Origin of the sequence: Streptomyces sp. NBC_01476, from assembly GCF_036227265.1 — a bacterium.
In the GTDB taxonomy this organism is placed as follows: Bacteria; Actinomycetota; Actinomycetes; order Streptomycetales; family Streptomycetaceae; genus Actinacidiphila.
The window spans coordinates 1,285,659-1,302,198 of sequence record NZ_CP109446.1 but is presented as its reverse complement, the minus strand read 5'-3'; the positions used below and the strand labels follow the sequence as shown (position 1 = coordinate 1,302,198).

Below are 16,540 nucleotides of genomic sequence, written 5' to 3'. Positions count from 1 at the left end.
GATGAGCAAGATCCTGATCCGCGGTGCGAAAATCCTCGGCGGCGGGCCCCGGGACGTGCTGATCGACGGCGAGACCATCGCCGCGATCGGCACCGGCCTGTCCGGCGAGGGCGTCACCACCACCGTCGAGGCCGGCGGCGAGATGGTGCTGCTGCCCGGCCTGGTCGACCTCCACACCCACCTGCGCGAGCCCGGCCGGGAGGACTCCGAGACGGTGCTGACCGGCACCCGCGCCGCCGCCGTCGGCGGCTACACCGCGGTGCACGCCATGGCCAACACCTTCCCGGTCGCCGACACCGCCGGCGTGGTCGAGCAGGTGTGGCGGCTCGGCAAGGAGTCCGGCTACTGCGACGTGCAGCCGGTCGGCGCGGTCACCGTGGGCCTCGGCGGCAAGCAGCTCGCCGAACTGGGCGCCATGGCCGACTCCGCGGCCCAGGTGCGGGTCTTCTCCGACGACGGCAAGTGCGTGGACGACGCGGTGATCATGCGCCGCGCCCTGGAGTACGTGAAGGCGTTCGGCGGGGTCGTCGCCCAGCACGCCCAGGAACCGCGGCTCACCGAGGGCGCCCAGATGAACGAGGGCGTCGTCTCCGGCGAGCTGGGCCTGACCGGCTGGCCCGCGGTCGCCGAGGAGTCCGTCATCGCCCGCGACGTCCTGCTGGCGGCGCACGTCGGCTCCCGGGTGCACATCTGCCACCTGTCCACGGCCGGCTCGGTGGAGATCGTCCGCTGGGCCAAGTCCAAGGGCTGGGACGTCACCGCCGAGGTCACCCCGCACCACCTGCTGCTCACCGACGAACTGGTGCGCTCCTTCGACCCGGTCTACAAGGTCAACCCGCCGCTGCGCACCGAGGCCGACGTGGTGGCGCTGCGCGAGGCGCTCGCCGACGGCACCATCGACTGCGTCGCGACCGACCACGCCCCGCACCCGCACGAGGACAAGGACTGCGAGTGGGCCGCCGCCGCCATGGGCATGGTCGGCCTGGAGACCGCCCTGTCGGTGGTGCAGCACACCATGGTCGACACCGGGCTGCTGGACTGGGCGGGCGTCGCGGACCGGATGTCGTCCCGGCCCGCGGCCATCGGCCGGCTCGGCGGCCACGGCCGCCCGGTCGCGGTGGGCGAACCCGCCAACCTCGTGCTGCTCGATCCCGCATACCGTGGAACGGTCAATCCCGCGGGCTTCGCCTCCCGCAGCCGCAACACCCCCTACGCGGGCCGCGAGCTGCCGGGCCGGGTGTTCGCCACCTTCCTGCGGGGCCACGGGACGGTCATGGACGGGAAGCTCCAGTGACACCTTCGAACCTCTTGCCTGCGGTCACCCTGCAGGCCGCGGAGAAGCACTCCGCCAAAGTCACCGACCTGACCGACCGGATCGGCTGGATCGTCGGTCTCGCGCTGGTCGTCGCCCTCGTCTACTGGCTGATGCGGCAGGGCTGGCAGTGGCGCCGCACCCTCCAGGGCGGCCTGCCCGCACTGCCGCAGGGCCCCGAGGAGACCGGCCCTGCGCTGCTGGAGTTCGAGGGCCGCTACCACGGCAGCACCACCGCCGGTCAGTGGCTCGACCGGATCGTCGCCCACGGCCTGGGCGTACGCAGCAAGGTCCGCCTCACCCTGACCGAGGACGGCCTGGACGTGGACCGCACCGGCGCCCCCGGCTTCTTCGTGCCCGCCGCCGCGCTGCGCGGTGCCCGGCTCGACAAGGCCATCGCGGGGAAGGTGCTCACCGAGGGCGGACTGCTCGTGGTGACCTGGGAGCACGGGCACACCCTGATCGACTCCGGTTTCCGCTCCGACCACGCCGCCGAGCACCCCGCCTGGGTCGAGCGGATCAACGCCCTCAGCGGCGAGCGGGCGGTGGTCTTCACCGACACCGACACCGATACCGATACCGATACCGGCACCGGCACCGACACCGGCACAGAACCGGGCGGCGACGAGGCCGCACCCCGCCCCGCCGCAGCGCTCGACGCCGGGCGCACCGCCCAGCACCCGGCCCAGCAACCGGCCCAGCACCCCGCCCAGCACAACAAGGAAGGCGCACGATGACGACCTCCACCCGCGCGGCCACCGAGCCCGCCGTACTCGTCCTGGAGGATGGCCGCACCTTCCGCGGCCGCGCCTACGGCAAGCGGGGGGAGACCTTCGGCGAGGCGGTCTTCTCCACCGGTATGACCGGCTACCAGGAGACGCTGACCGACCCCTCGTACCACCGCCAGGTGGTCGTGATGACCGCCCCGCACGTCGGCAACACCGGCGTCAACGACGAGGACGCCGAGTCCGGCCGCATCTGGGTGGCCGGCTACGTGGTGCGCGACCCCGCCCGCGTCCCGTCCAACTGGCGCTCCCGGCGCACCCTCGACGACGAACTCACCGCCCAGGGCGTGGTCGGCATCAGCGGCATCGACACCCGCGCCCTCACCCGCCACCTGCGCGAACGCGGTGCCATGCGGGTCGGCATCTTCTCCGGCCCCGCGCTCGGCGGCCCTGCTGCCGGCCCGGCCGACGACGCCGCCCTGCTGGCCCGGGTCCGCCAGGCCCCCGAGATGACCGGCGCCGACCTGTCCGCCGAGGTCGCCACCGGTCAGACGTACGTGGTCCCCGCCATCGGCCCCAAGCGCTTCACCGTCGCCGCCCTCGACCTCGGCATCAAGGGCATGACCCCGCACCGGATGGCCGAGCGCGGCATCGAGGTGCACGTCCTGCCCGCCACCGCCACCGCCGAGGAGGTCTACGCGGTCGCCCCGGACGGGGTCTTCCTCTCCAACGGCCCCGGCGACCCGGCCACCGCCGACCTCACCGTCATCCAGGCGGTGCTGGAGCGCGGCACCCCGCTCTTCGGCATCTGCTTCGGCAACCAGCTGCTCGGCCGGGCCCTCGGCTTCGGCACCTACAAGCTCAAGTACGGCCACCGCGGCATCAACCAGCCGGTGCAGGACCGCGCCACCGGCAAGGTGGAGGTCACCGCGCACAACCACGGCTTCGCCGTGGACGCGCCGCTCGACCAGGTCAGCGACACCCCGTACGGCCGCGCCGAGGTCAGCCATGTCTGCCTCAACGACAACGTGGTCGAGGGGCTGCGGCTGCTCGACAGACCGGCCTTCAGCGTCCAGTACCACCCCGAGGCGGCGGCCGGCCCGCACGACGCCGCGTACCTGTTCGACCGCTTCGTAACGCTCATGACAGATCAGGGAGCCCAGCGTGCCTAAGCGCACCGATATCCAGTCCGTCCTGGTCATCGGCTCCGGCCCGATCGTCATCGGCCAGGCCGCCGAGTTCGACTACTCCGGCACCCAGGCGTGCCGGGTGCTCAAGGCCGAGGGCCTGCGGGTGATCCTGGTCAACTCCAACCCGGCCACGATCATGACCGACCCGGAGATCGCCGACGCCACCTATGTCGAACCGATCACCCCGGAGTTCGTCGAGAAGATCATCGCCAAGGAGCGGCCCGACGCGCTGCTGCCCACCCTCGGCGGCCAGACCGCGCTCAACACCGCGATCGCCCTGCATGAGAACGGCGTACTCGCCAAGCACGACGTCGAACTCATCGGCGCCAACGTCGAGGCGATCAACAAGGGCGAGGACCGCGAGCTCTTCAAGGGTGTCGTCGAAGCGGTACGCGCCAAGATCAGGCACGGCGAGTCCGCCCGCTCGGTGATCTGCCACTCGATGGCGGACGTGCTGGCCGGCGTGGACACCCTCGGCGGCTACCCGGTGGTGGTCCGCCCCTCCTTCACCATGGGCGGCGCCGGCTCCGGCTTCGCGCACGACGAGGAGGAGCTGCGCCGGATCGCCGGCCAGGGACTGACCCTCTCGCCCACCACCGAGGTGCTGCTGGAGGAGTCCATCCTCGGCTGGAAGGAGTACGAACTGGAGCTGATGCGCGACAAGCACGACAACGTGGTCGTGGTCTGCTCCATCGAGAACTTCGACCCCATGGGCGTGCACACCGGCGACTCGATCACCGTGGCGCCGGCGATGACCCTCACCGACCGCGAGTACCAGATCCTGCGGGACATCGGCATCGCGGTGATCCGCGAGGTCGGCGTCGACACCGGCGGCTGCAACATCCAGTTCGCGGTGAACCCCGAGGACGGCCGGGTCATCGTGATCGAGATGAACCCCCGGGTCTCCCGGTCCTCCGCGCTGGCCTCCAAGGCCACCGGCTTCCCGATCGCCAAGATCGCCGCCCGGCTCGCGGTGGGCTACACCCTCGACGAGATCCCCAACGACATCACCGAGCAGACCCCGGCCTCCTTCGAACCCACCCTGGACTACGTGGTGGTCAAGGTGCCGCGGTTCGCCTTCGAGAAGTTCCCGGCCGCCGACGCCACCCTCACCACCACCATGAAGTCCGTCGGCGAGGCCATGGCGATCGGCCGCAACTTCACCGAGGCGCTCAACAAGGCGCTGCGCTCGCTGGAGAAGAAGGGCTCGCAGTTCGACTTCGTCACCCCGCCAGGCGACACGGCAGAACTGCTGGCGAAGGCCGCGGTCCCCACCGACGGCCGGATCAACACCGTGATGCTCGCCATCCGGGCCGGCGCCACCCGGGAAGAGGTCTTCGAGGCCACCCGGATCGACCCCTGGTTCGTCGACCAGCTCTTCCTGATCAAGGAGTACGCCGACGAACTGGCCGCCGCCGACCGGCTGGTGCCCGAACTGCTGGCCGAGGCGAAGCGGCACGGCTTCTCCGACGCGCAGATCGCCGGCATCCGGGGCCTGCGCGAGGAGGTCGTCCGCGAGGTGCGGCACGCTCTGGGCATCCGCCCGGTCTACAAGACGGTCGACACCTGCGCCGCCGAATTCGCCGCCCGCACGCCGTACTTCTACTCCTCCTACGACGAGGAGAGCGAGGTCGCGCCGCGCGAGCGGCCCGCGGTGATCATCCTCGGCTCGGGGCCCAACCGGATCGGCCAGGGCATCGAGTTCGACTACTCCTGCGTGCACGCCTCCTTCGCGCTGCACGACGCCGGGTACGAGACCGTGATGGTCAACTGCAACCCCGAGACCGTCTCCACCGACTACGACACCTCCGACCGGCTCTACTTCGAGCCGCTCACCCTGGAGGACGTCCTGGAGATCGTGCACGCGGAAGAGCTGGCGGGACCGGTCGCCGGGGTCATCGTGCAGCTCGGCGGCCAGACCCCGCTCGGCCTGGCCCAGGCGCTCAAGGACAACGGGGTGCGGGTCGTCGGCACCTCCCCGGAGGCCATCCACCTCGCCGAGGACCGCGGCGCCTTCGGCCGGGTGCTCGCCGAGGCCGGCCTGCCCGCGCCCAAGCACGGCACCGCCATCTCCTTCCCCGAGGCCAAGGCGATCGCCGACGAGATCGGCTACCCGGTCCTGGTCCGGCCCTCCTACGTGCTCGGCGGGCGCGGCATGGAGATCGTCTACGACGAGACCCGGCTGGCCTCGTACATCGCCGAGTCCACCGAGATCGGGCCCAACCGGCCGGTGCTGGTCGACCGGTTCCTCGACGACGCCATCGAGATCGACGTGGACGCGCTCTACGACGGCCACGAGCTCTATCTCGGCGGCGTGATGGAGCACATCGAGGAGGCCGGCATCCACTCCGGCGACTCGGCGTGCGCGCTGCCGCCGATCACCCTCGGCGGCCATGACATCAAGCGGCTGCGGGCCTCGACCGAGGCCATCGCCCACGGGGTCGGGGTGATCGGGCTGATCAACATCCAGTTCGCGCTGGCCGGCGACATCCTCTACGTCCTGGAGGCGAACCCGCGCGCGTCCCGGACGGTGCCGTTCACCTCCAAGGCGACCGCGGTGCCGCTGGCGAAGGCCGCCGCCCGGATCTCGCTGGGCGCGACCGTCGCGGAACTGCGGGCCGAGGGGCTGCTGCCGGCCACCGGGGACGGCGGTGAACTGCCGCTGGACGCACCGATCTCGGTCAAGGAGGCGGTGCTGCCCTGGAGCCGCTTCCGCGATGTGCAGGGCCGCGGCGTGGACACCGTACTCGGCCCGGAGATGCGCTCCACCGGTGAGGTCATGGGCATCGACGCGGTGTTCGGCACGGCCTACGCCAAGTCCCAGGCGGGTGCGTACGGGGCGCTGCCGACCAAGGGGCGCGCGTTCGTCTCGGTGGCCAACCGCGACAAGCGGGCGCTGATCTTCCCGGCCCGCGCGCTGATCGAGCACGGCTTCGAGCTGCTGGCCACCTCCGGCACGGCGGAGGTCCTGCGGCGCAACGGCATCGAGGCGCGGGTCGTCCGCAAGCAGAGCGAGGGGGTGGGGCCGGACGGCGAACCCACCGTCGTCACCCTCATCCACGAGGGGGAGGTCGACCTCATCGTCAACACCCCCTTCGGCACGGGCGGGCGGCTCGACGGCTACGACATCCGCACGGCGGCGGTGGCCCGCGGGGTGCCGTGCCTCACCACCGTCCAGGCGCTGGCGGCGGCGGTCCAGGGCATCGATGCGTTGACGCGTGGCGATATCGGGGTTCGCTCCTTGCAGGAGCACGCCCAGCGCCTCACGGCATCCCGCCTCCGGTGACCTCCCCGGGGTGCCTTCGCGCCATGCGCCGCCAGACCGCCTCCCGCGGGGTGCCCTGGCGGGCGCCGGTGCCCCCCGGGCGGGGGGTGCGTGATGTGCGGCTGCCGCCGCGTGGCCGCGACCGCGCAGGACGGTGCCTACCAGGGGCGCGGGGCTGCATCTCCTGTGCGGCTGCCGCCGCGTGGCCGCGACCGCGCAGGACGGTGCCTACCAGGGGCGCGGGGCTGCATCTCCTGTGCGGCTGCCGCCGCGTGGGCGCGACCGTACGGGACGGTGCCTACCAGGGGCGCGGGGCTGCATCTCCTGTGCGGCTGCCGCCGCGTGGGCGCGACCGTGCGGGACGGTGCCCTACAGGGGCGCGGGGAACTGCGCGAGCAACCGGCCACCGGCCGGTGGTCCGGATACGACAGCGACTGCCCCAACCGGCCGGTGACGGAGTGCGGCCCCGTCGTGGCCGTTCGCGCAATTCCTCCCCCAGACTCCGTCTGGGGGTACCCCCAGCGCCCCTGAAAAGCAACCGCCGCCCGCAAGGGCACCCGCCCGGGAGGGCACCGCGTCCGGTAGGGCACCCCGCAGGGGAGGGCACCCCGGAGGCCCGCGCCCCGTAGGGGATCCGCTCCGAATGACGACGAGATGACAGGCGAAACCATGTACCCCCTCTTCTTTCGACTGGTCTTCCGCAGGATGGACCCCGAGACGGCGCACCACCTGGCCTTCCGGTGGATCCGCGGCACCGCCCGCGTCCCCGTGCTGCGGACCTTCGTCGCCGCCGTCCTCGCCCCGCGCCACGCATCGCTGCGGACCGAGGCGCTGGGGCTGCGGATGCACGGGCCGTTCGGCCTGGCCGCGGGGTTCGACAAGAACGCCGTGGCGATCGACGGCATGGCGATGCTCGGCTTCGACCACGTCGAGATCGGCACCGTCACCGGGGAGGGCCAGCCGGGGAATCCCAGGCGGCGGCTCTTCCGGCTGGTGGCCGACCGCGCGCTGATCAACCGGATGGGCTTCAACAACGACGGCTCCGCCGCGGTCGCCGCCCGCCTCGGGGCCCGCCGCCAGGTGTTCCGCACCACCGTCGGCGTCAACATCGGCAAGACCAAGGCCGTCCCCGAATCGGGTGCCGTCGCGGACTACGTGACCTCGACCGAGCGGCTGGCCGCGTACGCCGACTACCTGGTGGTCAACGTCTCCTCCCCGAACACCCCCGGCCTGCGCGATCTGCAGGCCACCTCCGCGCTGCGCCCGCTGCTCACCGCGGTGCGCGAGGCCGCCGACCGCGCCGTGCCGGAGCGCCGGGTGCCGCTGCTGGTGAAGATCGCCCCGGACCTCGCGGACGACGACGTGGACGCGGTCGCCGACCTCGCCCTGGAACTCGGCCTCGACGGCATCATCGCGACCAACACCACCGTCGCCCGCGACGGCCTCGGCCTGCGCTCGGCGCGCGACCTGGTCGAGGAGACCGGCGGGCTGTCCGGCGCCCCCCTCAAGGAGCGCTCGCTTGAGGTGCTGCGCCGGCTCCACGGCCGGGTCGGCGACCGCCTGGTGCTGGTCGGGGTCGGCGGCATCGAGGACGCCGACGACGCCTGGCAGCGGATCCTGGCCGGCGCCACCCTGGTCCAGGGGTACAGCGCCTTCATCTACCGGGGGCCGCTGTGGATGCGCGCGATGCACAAGGGGCTGGCCGCCCGCCTGGCGGCGAGCCCGTACACCACGCTCGCCGACGCCGTCGGCGCCGACACCCGGAAGGTGACCGTATGACCGCCGCCCCCGACACCCCTCTCGCGCCCTTCGGCGCCCGTCTGCGGCACGCCATGGACACCCGCGGACCGCTGTGCGTCGGCATCGACCCGCACGCCTCGCTGCTGTCCGCCTGGGGTCTGGCCGACGACGTACCGGGCCTGGAGCGCTTCACCATGACGGTGGTGGACGCGCTGGCCGGCAGCACCGCGGTGTTCAAGCCGCAGTCCGCCTTCTTCGAGCGCTTCGGCTCGCGCGGCATCGCCGTGCTGGAGCGGGCGGTGGCGGCCGCCCGGCAGGCGGGCGCGCTGGTGCTGATGGACGCCAAGCGCGGCGACATCGGCTCGACCATGGCCGCGTACGCCGCCACGTACCTCGACAAGGACTCGCCGCTCTTCTGCGACGCGGTGACGGTCAGCCCCTATCTCGGCTTCGGTTCGCTGCGGCCCGCGCTGGACGCGGCCCGGATCTCCGGCGCGGGCGTCTTCGTCCTCGCGCTGACCTCCAACCCCGAGGGCGCGGAGGTGCAGCGGGCGGTCACCGCGGGCGGCGCGTCGGTCGCGCAGGTGATGCTGGACCACATCGCGGCCGAGAACGCCGGCGCGCTGCCGCTGGGTTCGGTCGGCGCGGTGGTCGGCGCCACCATCGGCGACGCCGGGGCCGACCTGTCGGTCAACGGCCCGCTGCTGGCGCCCGGGATCGGCGCCCAGGGCGCGACCCCGGCCGGGCTCCCCGCGGTGTTCGGCGCGGCCGTGCGCAATGTGCTGCCGAGCGTCAGCCGTGACGTCCTGCGGCACGGCCCGGACGTCACCGCTCTGCGGAATGCGGTGTCGGCCTATGCGGACGAGGTGCGTGTGGCGGTCGGGACCGCGAAGGGCTGAGAAATCGGCAAGAAAAAGGGCGGGATTCAACCACCTGGCCCCTTGACCCCGAATCCTGTTCCGCTTTGCCCCAAATATCCCGCTGGATCGAGTCTGACCAGGACTTTTCGTCTGTTCTCGCTGACTTGCGCCGTCCGGACCGCTAGTCTCCGACAGGAGCGCGCCGTTCGGGCGCGCCGCGTGTCGCCCCGCAACTGCGGGGCGGACAAAGGTCCATATCCGATTGCTCTACATCCGAGGTGACGTAGGCGTGGCTCTTCCGCCCCTTACCCCTGAACAGCGCGCTGCCGCGCTCGAAAAGGCCGCCGCGGCTCGCCGGGAGCGCGCCGAGGTCAAGAACCGGCTCAAGCACTCCGGCGCATCCCTGCACGAGGTCATCAAGCAGGGCCAGGAGAACGACGTCATCGGCAAGATGAAGGTCTCCGCGCTGCTCGAATCCCTTCCCGGCGTCGGGAAGGTACGTGCCAAGCAGATCATGGAGCGCCTCGGCATCTCCGAAAGCCGCCGCGTTCGTGGTCTCGGTTCGAACCAGATCGCTTCCCTGGAGCGCGAGTTCGGCGGCACCCCCGCCTGACGATTCCCTCGGTGGTCCCGGTGCACCGGGGAACCAGGGATAATCGCTCCATGAGTCCTGCAGTCTCCCGGGGGGCGGCCCGCCCCCTCGCTTCGCAGGGGGCCTCTCCGGCCCCCCCGGTCAGACACCCGCGGCTGACCGTGCTCTCCGGCCCCTCGGGGGTCGGCAAGAGCACGGTCGTCGCCCACCTGCGCACGGTGTACCCGGAGGTCTGGCTCTCGGTCTCCGCCACCACCCGCGCCCCGCGGCCCGGCGAAGAGCACGGAGTCCAGTACTTCTTCGTCGACGACGACGAGTTCGACAAACTCGTCGCCAACGGTGAACTGCTGGAATGGGCCGAGTTCGCCGGTCACCGCTACGGCACCCCGCGCAGGGCCGTCCTCGACAAGCTCGCGGCCGGCGAACCGGTGCTGCTCGAAATCGATCTCCAGGGCGCCCGGCTGGTCAGGCAGTCCATGCCCGAGGCCCAGCTGGTCTTCCTCGCGCCTCCCAGCTGGGAGGAACTGGTGCGCCGGCTCACCGGCCGGGGCACCGAATCGGCCGAGGTGATCGCGGAGCGGCTGGCGGTCGCCCGGGTCGAACTCGCGGCCGAATCCGAGTTCGACGTGACCCTTGTCAACACCTCCGTCGAGGATGTAGCGCACGAGCTGCTAGCCTTGATGGAGATTGCGTGATCACTCCCGTCCGGCCGGCCCTGAGCGGCTGACCCGTACGGCCGTCCGTGATCTTCTGTCGTCCACAAGTAGGGGTAGGTAGAGCGTGTCCTCTTCCATCAGCACGCCCGAGGGCATCATCAACCCTCCGATCGATGAGCTGCTCGAAGCCACCGACTCCAAGTACAGCCTGGTGATCTACGCGGCCAAGCGCGCCCGCCAGATCAACGCTTACTACTCCCAGCTCGGCGAGGGCCTGCTGGAGTACGTCGGTCCGCTGGTGGACACCCACGTCCACGAGAAGCCGCTCTCCATCGCGTTGCGCGAGATCAACGCGGGCCTGCTCACATCCGAAGCCGTAGAGGCGCCGCCGACCAACTGAGGCGTGCACCACACCACGGGCCCGGCGGCAGCGACCGCCGGGCCCGTGGTGTGTCATGGGACGTGACACACCGGTGAGCGCGCAGCGCGGACCCCGGCGGGACGGCAGGAGAGACGATGAGCCAGACGGACGGCGCCGGCGCCGCCGAAGAGCAGCGCACGCCGCGGATCGTACTGGGGGTCAGCGGCGGCATCGCCGCCTACAAGGCCTGCGAGCTACTGCGGCGCTTCACCGAGTCCGGCCACGATGTCCGGGTGGTGCCCACCGACTCGGCGCTGCACTTCGTCGGGGAGGCCACCTGGGCCGCGCTCTCCGGCCACCCGGTCGCCACCCGGGTCTGGGACGACGTCCACGAGGTGCCGCACGTGCGGATCGGCAAGAGCGCCGACCTGGTGGTGGTCGCCCCCGCCACCGCCGACACCCTGGCCAGGGCCGCCCACGGCCTCGCCGACGACCTGCTCACCAACACCCTGCTCACCGCCCGCTGTCCGGTGGTCTTCGCCCCCGCGATGCACACCGAGATGTGGGAACACCCCGCCACCCAGGAGAACGTCGCGACCCTGCGCCGCCGCGGCAGCATCGTCATCGAGCCCGCCGTCGGCCGGCTCACCGGCGTCGACACCGGCAAGGGCCGGCTGCCCGACCCGGACGAGATCTTCCAGGTCTGCCGCCGGGTGCTCAGCCGCGGCCCGCAGCAGCCGGACCTCGCCGGCCGCCATGTGGTGATCAGCGCAGGCGGCACCCGGGAACCGCTGGACCCGGTCCGCTACCTCGGCAACCGCTCGTCGGGCAAGCAGGGATACGCGCTGGCCCGTACCGCCGTCGCCCGTGGCGCCAGGGTCACTCTGCTGGCCGCCAACACCGGACTCACCGATCCGGCGGGCGCCGAGGTGACCGCCGTCGGCACCGCGGAGCAGCTGCGCGAGGCGGTCCTGAAGGCCGCCGCCGACGCCGACGTGGTGGTGATGGCCGCCGCGGTGGCCGATTTCCGCCCCGCCGCCTACGCGACCGGGAAGATCAAGAAGAAGGACGGCGAGGAGCCCGCGCCGCTCGCCCTGGTGCGCAACCCGGACATCCTCGCGGAGCTCTCGGCCGCCCGCCGGCGTGCCGGTCAACTGGTCGTCGGCTTCGCCGCCGAGACCGACGACGTCCTGGCCAACGGCCGCGCGAAACTCGCCCGCAAGGGCTGTGACCTGCTGGTTGTCAATGAGGTGGGCGAGCGCAAGGCGTTCGGCAGCGAGCAGAACGAAGCGGTGATCCTCGGCGCCGACGGCAGCGAGACCCCCGTTCCCCATGGCCCGAAAGAGGCCCTTGCCGACCAGGTGTGGGACCTGGTCGTGCGCCGCCTCGGCTGACGTGGGAGCGTGGGGTGACCCAGAAACCGGCGAAGTCAATTGCCGGACCACCCGCGAGGGACCTGGACACAGTGCCGCAGGTCGTGGCATATCCAAGGAACGAGACTCCGGGTCCGCTCCGGCGACTCGGAGGATAAACTGACCGCGGAGGCCGGGCGCAGCCCCGCGCCCTCCACCACATTCAGCCAGCAGCCGCTGCAACCCCAGGGAGCGATGTGTCCCGCCGCCTGTTCACCTCGGAGTCCGTGACCGAAGGTCACCCCGACAAGATCGCTGACCAGATCAGCGACACCATCCTCGACGCGCTGCTCACCGCGGACCCGCACTCGCGGGTCGCCGTGGAGACGCTGATCACCACCGGCCAGGTGCATATCGCGGGCGAGGTGACGACGACCGCGTACGCGGACATCGCGACCCTGGTACGCAACAAGATCCTGGACATCGGCTACGACTCGTCCAAGAAGGGCTTCGACGGCGCTTCCTGCGGCGTCTCGGTCTCCATCGGCGCCCAGTCGCCGGACATCGCCCAGGGAGTCGACACCGCTTACGAGAAGCGTGTGGAGGGCGCCGCCGAGGCGGCCGCGGACGACGACCTCAACAAGCAGGGCGCGGGCGACCAGGGCCTGATGTTCGGTTACGCCTCCGACGAGACGCCCGAGCTGATGCCGCTGCCGATCACGCTGGCCCACCGCCTCTCCAGGCGGCTCACCGAGGTCCGCAAGAACGGCCAGATCCCGTACCTGCGCCCGGACGGCAAGACCCAGGTCACCATCGAGTACGACGGCGACAAGCCGGTCCGGCTCGACACCGTGGTGGTCTCCTCGCAGCACGCCTCGGACATCGACCTGGAGTCGCTGCTCGCCCCCGACATCCGCGAGTTCGTGGTGGAGGTCGAGCTGAAGGCGCTCTTCGAGGACGGCATCAAGCTCGACACCGAGGGCTACAAGCTGCTGGTCAACCCCACCGGACGGTTCGAGATCGGCGGCCCGATGGGCGACGCCGGCCTGACCGGCCGCAAGATCATCATCGACACCTACGGCGGTATGGCCCGGCACGGTGGCGGCGCCTTCTCCGGCAAGGACCCGTCCAAGGTCGACCGCTCCGCCGCCTACGCCATGCGGTGGGTCGCCAAGAACGTGGTCGCCGCCGGGCTCGCCGCCCGCTGCGAGGTCCAGGTCGCGTACGCGATCGGCAAGGCCGAGCCGGTCGGCCTGTTCGTGGAGACCTTCGGCACCGCCAAGGTGGACGTGGAGAAGATCGAGCAGGCCATCAGCCAGGTCTTCGACCTGCGGCCGGCCGCGATCATCCGCGACCTCGACCTGCTGCGGCCGATCTACGCCCAGACCGCCGCGTACGGCCACTTCGGCCGGGACATCCCGGACTTCACCTGGGAGCGCACCGACCGGGTGGAGGCGCTGCGCGCCGCCACCGGCCTGTAGGCGGTCCGCCTGCCCCGCGCCGAGGCCCGGCCCCGCCACCATGCGGGCGCCGGGCCTCGGCGTCTTCTGCGGGCGGTGTCCGACCCGTCTGGTAGGAAATGACAGTGAGCGGCGACAGCGGGCAGGACCAGCGGCGCCCCGGGCCGCAGGCGCCGGGGGGCGAACAGCTCGCGCTCATCCGGGAGACGGTCCGCAAGACCCGTGCCAAGCCCCGCACCTGGCGCGGCGCCGCGCTCGCCGAAGGGCTCCCGGTGGCCAGGGTGCTGGTCGACAAGGGCCTGCTCCACCTCGACCAGTTCTTCGACTACGCCGTGCCGGCCGCCATGGACGAACAGGCCCAGCCGGGGGTGCGTGTCCGGGTCCGCTTCGGCGCCCGGGTGGTCGGCGGACGCCGCGAGGGCGGCACCCTGCACGACGGCTTCATCGTCGAGCGCCGCGCGGACAGCGACTACCGCGGGCCGCTCGCCCCGCTCGCCCAGGTGCTCTCCGCCGAACCGGTGCTCACCCCGCCGCTGCTGGCCCTGTGCCGGGCCGTCGCCGACCGGTACGCCGGAGCGCTCGCCGACGTGGTGCAGCTGGCCGTACCGCCGCGGATGGCCCGGGCCGAGAAGGAGCCACCGCAGGTCCCGCTCCCCGACCCCGCGCCGCCGCCGCCCGGCAGCTGGTCCCGTTACGCCACCGGGCCCGCCTATCTGCAGGCGCTGGCCCGCGGCGACACACCCCGCGCGGTGTGGCTGGCGCTGCCCGGGCCGCACTGGCCGGACGAACTCGCGACCGCCGTGGCGGCCACGCTCGCCTCCGGGCGCGGGGCACTGGCGGTGCTGCCCGACGGACGGTCGGCGGCTCGGGCGGACGCCGCGCTGACCGCGCTGATCGGCGAGGGCCGGCATGTGATGCTGACCGCCGACGCGGGGCCCGAGGAACGCTACCGGCGCTGGCTCGCGGTCAGCCGCGGCACGGTGCGGGCGGTGATCGGCACCCGCGCCGCGATGTTCGCACCCGTCGCCGGCCTCGGCCTGGTGGCGCTCTGGGACGACGGCGACTCCAGCCACGCAGAACCGCACGCCCCACAGCCGCACGCCCGGGACGTCCTGCTGCTGCGGGCCCGCGAGGAGCACACCGCGCTGCTGCTCGGCGGGGTCACCAGCACCGTGGAGGGCGCCCAACTGGTCGAGAGCGGCTGGGCGCTGCCGCTGGCCGCGAGCCGGGACGAGGTGCGTGCCGCGGCGCCGCTGATCCGTACCGTCGGCGACACCGACCAGGCCAGGGACGAGGCCGCCAGGGCCGCCCGGCTGCCGTCGCTTGCCTGGCAGGTCACCCGGGACGCGCTCGCCCGCGGACCCGTCCTCGTCCAGGTGCCGCGGCGCGGTTACGTACCCAAGCTGGCCTGCGCCAACTGCCGCGAGGCCGCCCGGTGTTCGCACTGCGCCGGCCCGCTGGAGCTGCGCGACCAGAACGGCACCCCGCACTGCGGCTGGTGCGGCCGCCCCGCCGCGGACTGGCACTGCCAGGAGTGCGGCGGCTTCCGGCTGCGGGCCCAGGTGGTGGGTGCGCGGCGCACCGCGGAGGAACTGGGCCGGGCCTTCCCCCGGGTGCCGGTCCGCACCTCCGGCCGCGACGCCGTGCTCGCCACCGTGGGGGCCGCGCCGGCACTGGTCATCGCCACGCCGGGCGCCGAGCCGGTGGCCGACGAAGGCTATGCGGCGGCGCTGCTGCTGGACGGCTGGGCGCTGCTGAACCGCCCCGACCTGCGGGCCGGGGAGGAGGCGCTGCGGCGCTGGGCGCTGGCCGCCGCGCTGGTCCGGCCGGCCACCGAGGGCGGCACCGTGGTGGTGCTGGCGGAGGCCACACTGCGGCCGGTGCAGGCGCTGGTGCGGTGGGATCCGGCCGGGCACGCGGTGAGGGAACTGGCCGAGCGGGCCGAACTGCGCTTCCCGCCGGTGTCGCGGATGGCCTCGGTGACCGGGCCGCCCGCGGCGCTGGCGGAGTTCACCGACCTGGTGCGGCTGCCCGAGGGGACCGAGCTGCTGGGTCCCGTGCCGCTGCCAGCCGCGCCTTCCGGCGGGGGGCGCGGGCGGGGCGGCGCCCCCGGTGCGCCGCCCGGGGAGAACTGGGAACGGCTGCTGCTGCGGGTGCCACCGGGGGCCGGCTCGGCGCTGGCCGCCGCCCTGAAAGAGGCCCAGGTCCAGCGGGCCACCCGGGGTTCGGCGGAACCCACCTTCATCCGGATCGACCCGCCGGACATCGGCTGAAGCCGCGCGTGGCCGACCGCTCCGCCCGGTTGCCGAACTGTCGGCGTGCCGGCAACCGGGGGAGCGGGTCAGCCGTTGCGCGGGCCCGGCAGTGAAGGGCTGGGTGTCGGGAGGGATTCCTCACGGGGGGCGCCCAGCGGGGGGCCGGGCATGGAGCGGGCCGCCGGGACGGTCGGCGGGTTGAGGGGAACCGGCTCGTCGGAGGCGGGGGTCCCGGGGCGGCGGCCCCCGTACCGGCGGTGCACGGCCTGCTTCGTGACACCCAGCGCGGACCCCACCGCGTCCCAGGAGAAGCCGAGTGAGCGGTCGAACTCCACCGCCGCCGTGACCAGGGTCTCCACGCTGTCGCGCAGCTCCTGTGCGAGGCGGACCGTGGGGGCGGGCGCCCGGCCGTAGACGACGAATCCGGCGGTCGGACCGCTGCGGCGCGGCCGGTACACATTCCCCAGCTGCGCGGTCAGCGTCCGCAGTGCGTCCACCTGGCGGCGGACCCTTTCGATGTCCCGCACCAGAAGGTGCAGGCTTGCCCGTGCCTGGGCGTCAGGAGTTGCGTGGTCGGGCATCAACAAGCCTCTCCAACCGGCGGTTACCAACGGACCGGGTCGCGCATGGCTACGCACGCATTGACCCGTTTTCGGTCAAACTCTCTTGACCAACGCGCCACCGCCCCAAGGAGTCACGCAACTCGGGGCGCGGCGGGCCTGCCGGGGGGCGCGCGGCGGGCGTGCGCACCCCCTGCGCGCGGACGGCCTAG

General features: G+C 72.7%; 12 protein-coding genes and 1 pseudogene. 12 read left to right on the top strand and 1 reads right to left on the bottom strand.

Going from position 1 to position 16,540, the window contains the following annotated elements:
* Nucleotide 1: 1 nt before the first annotated feature.
* The 12 genes and pseudogenes from OG552_RS05655 to OG552_RS05600 all read left to right on the top strand — a co-directional run bounded on the left by OG552_RS05655 (nucleotide 2) and on the right by OG552_RS05600 (nucleotide 15,786).
* Nucleotides 2-1,294 carry a dihydroorotase gene (locus OG552_RS05655; protein ID WP_329130088.1) on the top strand — a complete coding sequence of 431 codons (1,293 nt, stop codon included), beginning with the start codon at nucleotides 2-4 and terminating at the stop codon, nucleotides 1,292-1,294.
* Nucleotides 1,291-1,842 (top strand): annotated as a pseudogene (locus tag OG552_RS05650) (PH-like domain-containing protein); the annotation flags it as partial. The gene OG552_RS05655 and the pseudogene OG552_RS05650, both read left to right, overlap by 4 nt.
* Before the next feature lie 203 nt (nucleotides 1,843-2,045).
* Nucleotides 2,046-3,209: a glutamine-hydrolyzing carbamoyl-phosphate synthase small subunit gene (gene carA / locus OG552_RS05645; protein ID WP_329130087.1), complete on the top strand. Its 1,164-nt coding sequence runs from the start codon at nucleotides 2,046-2,048 to the stop codon at nucleotides 3,207-3,209.
* Complete coding sequence (carB, locus tag OG552_RS05640) at nucleotides 3,202-6,513, top strand: carbamoyl-phosphate synthase large subunit (protein ID WP_329130086.1); 3,312 nt, start codon at nucleotides 3,202-3,204, stop codon at nucleotides 6,511-6,513. Before carA ends, carB begins: the two co-directional genes overlap by 8 nt.
* Before the next feature lie 648 nt (nucleotides 6,514-7,161).
* Nucleotides 7,162-8,271, top strand: a complete 1,110-nt coding sequence (locus tag OG552_RS05635; RefSeq protein ID WP_329140563.1) for a quinone-dependent dihydroorotate dehydrogenase — start codon at nucleotides 7,162-7,164, stop codon at nucleotides 8,269-8,271.
* Nucleotides 8,268-9,131 carry an orotidine-5'-phosphate decarboxylase gene (gene pyrF, locus OG552_RS05630; RefSeq protein WP_329130085.1) on the top strand — a complete coding sequence of 288 codons (864 nt, stop codon included), beginning with the start codon at nucleotides 8,268-8,270 and terminating at the stop codon, nucleotides 9,129-9,131. Before OG552_RS05635 ends, pyrF begins: the two co-directional genes overlap by 4 nt.
* Nucleotides 9,132-9,381: 250 nt before the next feature.
* Nucleotides 9,382-9,705, top strand: a complete 324-nt coding sequence (locus tag OG552_RS05625; protein WP_073502779.1) for an integration host factor — start codon at nucleotides 9,382-9,384, stop codon at nucleotides 9,703-9,705.
* Between the two features lie 50 nt (nucleotides 9,706-9,755).
* The gene (gene gmk / locus OG552_RS05620) at nucleotides 9,756-10,379 is read left to right on the top strand and encodes a guanylate kinase (RefSeq protein WP_329130084.1); all 624 of its coding nucleotides are present in this window, start codon (nucleotides 9,756-9,758) and stop codon (nucleotides 10,377-10,379) included.
* An 85-nt stretch (nucleotides 10,380-10,464) separates the two neighbouring features.
* A complete protein-coding gene (gene rpoZ, locus OG552_RS05615) occupies nucleotides 10,465-10,740 on the top strand; it encodes a DNA-directed RNA polymerase subunit omega (RefSeq protein ID WP_329130083.1) in 276 nt (91 codons plus the stop codon).
* 116 nt (nucleotides 10,741-10,856) lie between these two features.
* Nucleotides 10,857-12,095 (top strand): bifunctional phosphopantothenoylcysteine decarboxylase/phosphopantothenate--cysteine ligase CoaBC, encoded by a 1,239-nt coding sequence (gene coaBC / locus OG552_RS05610; RefSeq protein WP_329130082.1) that lies wholly within the window; start codon nucleotides 10,857-10,859, stop codon nucleotides 12,093-12,095.
* Nucleotides 12,096-12,310: 215 nt separating this feature from the next.
* Nucleotides 12,311-13,534 carry a methionine adenosyltransferase gene (metK, locus tag OG552_RS05605; protein WP_329130081.1) on the top strand — a complete coding sequence of 408 codons (1,224 nt, stop codon included), beginning with the start codon at nucleotides 12,311-12,313 and terminating at the stop codon, nucleotides 13,532-13,534.
* A gap of 104 nt (nucleotides 13,535-13,638) precedes the next feature.
* Entirely contained in the window at nucleotides 13,639-15,786 is a 2,148-nt protein-coding gene (locus tag OG552_RS05600; RefSeq protein ID WP_329130080.1) for a primosomal protein N', read from the top strand.
* Nucleotides 15,787-15,854: 68 nt separating this feature from the next.
* Here the strand turns inward: OG552_RS05600 and OG552_RS05595 are convergent, their stop codons facing one another.
* Entirely contained in the window at nucleotides 15,855-16,349 is a 495-nt protein-coding gene (locus OG552_RS05595) for a hypothetical protein (RefSeq protein ID WP_329130079.1), read from the bottom strand.
* Between the last annotated feature and the right edge of the window lie 191 nt (nucleotides 16,350-16,540).

Excerpts from the sequence above, each read along its gene's own strand:
- OG552_RS05655 (WP_329130088.1), top strand. The coding sequence starts at position 2 with ATGAGCAAGATCCTGATCCGCGGTGCGAAAATCCTCGGCGGCGGGCCC.
- carA (WP_329130087.1), top strand. The coding sequence starts at position 2,046 with ATGACGACCTCCACCCGCGCGGCCACCGAGCCCGCCGTACTCGTCCTG.
- OG552_RS05635 (WP_329140563.1), top strand. The coding sequence starts at position 7,162 with ATGTACCCCCTCTTCTTTCGACTGGTCTTCCGCAGGATGGACCCCGAG.
- pyrF (WP_329130085.1), top strand. The coding sequence starts at position 8,268 with ATGACCGCCGCCCCCGACACCCCTCTCGCGCCCTTCGGCGCCCGTCTG.
- gmk (WP_329130084.1), top strand. The coding sequence starts at position 9,756 with ATGAGTCCTGCAGTCTCCCGGGGGGCGGCCCGCCCCCTCGCTTCGCAG.
- coaBC (WP_329130082.1), top strand. The coding sequence starts at position 10,857 with ATGAGCCAGACGGACGGCGCCGGCGCCGCCGAAGAGCAGCGCACGCCG.
- OG552_RS05595 (WP_329130079.1), bottom strand. The coding sequence starts at position 16,349 with ATGCCCGACCACGCAACTCCTGACGCCCAGGCACGGGCAAGCCTGCAC.